The 2593-nt window shown below is 52.2% G+C and carries 1 rRNA gene; it reads left to right on the forward strand.

The features are described from left to right. Window positions 1-2586, forward strand: a 23S ribosomal RNA gene (locus tag ACR65M_RS26695); the annotation flags it as partial. Window positions 2587-2593 lie beyond the last annotated feature (7 nt).

Raw genomic sequence — 2593 nt, forward strand, 5'->3', positions numbered from 1 at the left:
GACCTGGAAAGGTCCGTCAGAGAAGGTAACAACCCTGTAGTCGAAACTTCGTTCTCTCTTGAGTGGATCCTGAGTACGGCGGGACACGAGAAATCCCGTCGGAAGCTGGGAGGACCATCTCCCAAGGCTAAATACTCCCTAGTGACCGATAGTGAACCAGTACCGTGAGGGAAAGGTGAAAAGCACCCCGGGAGGGGAGTGAAATAGAACCTGAAACCGTGTGCCTACAAGTAGTCAAAGCACATTTATGTGTGATGGCGTGCCTTTTGTAGAATGAACCGGCGAGTTACGATCCCGTGCAAGGTTAAGTTGAAGAGACGGAGCCGCAGCGAAAGCGAGTCTGAATAGGGCGAAATAGTACGTGGTCGTAGACCCGAAACCAGGTGATCTACCCATGTCCAGGGTGAAGTTCAGGTAACACTGAATGGAGGCCCGAACCCACGCACGTTGAAAAGTGCGGGGATGAGGTGTGGGTAGCGGAGAAATTCCAATCGAACTTGGAGATAGCTGGTTCTCTCCGAAATAGCTTTAGGGCTAGCCTCGAGTATAGAGTCTTGGAGGTAGAGCACTGATTGGACTAGGGGCCCTCATCGGGTTACCGAATTCAGTCAAACTCCGAATGCCAAAGACTTGATTCTCGGGAGTCAGACTGCGAGTGATAAGATCCGTAGTCAAGAGGGAAACAGCCCAGACCACCAGCTAAGGTCCCAAAGTATACGTTAAGTGGAAAAGGATGTGGAGTTGCTTAGACAACCAGGATGTTGGCTTAGAAGCAGCCACCATTTAAAGAGTGCGTAATAGCTCACTGGTCGAGTGACTCTGCGCCGAAAATGTACCGGGGCTAAACGTATCACCGAAGCTGTGGATTGTTCTTACGAACAATGGTAGGAGAGCGTTCTAAGTGCCGTGAAGTCAGACCGTGAGGACTGGTGGAGCGCTTAGAAGTGAGAATGCCGGTATGAGTAGCGAAAGATGGGTGAGAATCCCATCCACCGAATGCCTAAGGTTTCCTGAGGAAGGCTCGTCCGCTCAGGGTTAGTCGGGACCTAAGCCGAGGCTGAAAAGCGTAGGCGATGGACAACAGGTTGATATTCCTGTACCACCTCTTTACCGTTTGAGCGATGGAGGGACGCAGGAGGATAGGGTAAGCGCACTGTTGGATATGTGCGTCCAAGCAGTTAGACTGGTAAGTAGGCAAATCCGCTTACCGTAAGGTTGAGCTGTGATGGCGAGGGAAATATAGTACCGAAGTTCCTGATTCCACACTGCCAAGAAAAGCTTCTAGCGAGGTAAATGGTGCCCGTACCGCAAACCGACACAGGTAGGCGAGGAGAGAATCCTAAGGTGATCGAGAGAACTCTCGTTAAGGAACTCGGCAAAATGACCCCGTAACTTCGGGAGAAGGGGTGCTTTTTAGGGTGCATAGCCCTGAAGAGCCGCAGTGAATAGGCCCAGGCGACTGTTTAGCAAAAACACAGGTCTCTGCGAAGCCGCAAGGCGAAGTATAGGGGCTGACACCTGCCCGGTGCTGGAAGGTTAAGAGGAGGGGTTAGCGCAAGCGAAGCTCTGAATCGAAGCCCCAGTAAACGGCGGCCGTAACTATAACGGTCCTAAGGTAGCGAAATTCCTTGTCAGGTAAGTTCTGACCCGCACGAAAGGTGTAACGATCTGGGCACTGTCTCAACGAGAGACTCGGTGAAATTATAGTACCTGTGAAGATGCAGGTTACCCGCGACAGGACGGAAAGACCCCGTGGAGCTTTACTGCAGCCTGATATTGAATTTTGGTACAGCTTGTACAGGATAGGTAGGAGCCTTGGAAGCCGGAGCGCCAGCTTCGGTGGAGGCATCGGTGGGATACTACCCTGGCTGTATTGAAATTCTAACCCGAAGGCCTTATCGGCCTTGGAGACAGTGTCAGGTGGGCAGTTTGACTGGGGCGGTCGCCTCCTAAAAAGTAACGGAGGCGCCCAAAGGTTCCCTCAGAATGGTTGGAAATCATTCGTAGAGTGTAAAGGCACAAGGGAGCTTGACTGCGAGACCTACAAGTCGAGCAGGGACGAAAGTCGGGCTTAGTGATCCGGTGGTTCCGCATGGAAGGGCCATCGCTCAACGGATAAAAGCTACCCCGGGGATAACAGGCTTATCTCCCCCAAGAGTCCACATCGACGGGGAGGTTTGGCACCTCGATGTCGGCTCATCGCATCCTGGGGCTGTAGTCGGTCCCAAGGGTTGGGCTGTTCGCCCATTAAAGCGGTACGCGAGCTGGGTTCAGAACGTCGTGAGACAGTTCGGTCCCTATCCGTCGTGGGCGTAGGAAATTTGAGAGGAGCTGTCCTTAGTACGAGAGGACCGGGATGGACACACCGCTGGTGTACCAGTTGTTCTGCCAAGGGCATAGCTGGGTAGCTATGTGTGGAAGGGATAAGTGCTGAAAGCATCTAAGCATGAAGCCCCCCTCAAGATGAGATTTCCCATAGTGTTAAACTAGTAAGATCCCTCGAAGATGACGAGGTTGATAGGTCAGAGGTGGAAGCATGGTGACATGTGCAGCTGACTGATACTAATCGATCGAGGACTTAACCAAAATACTT

The sequence above is a fragment of the Ferdinandcohnia sp. SAFN-114 genome, from assembly GCF_059415045.1.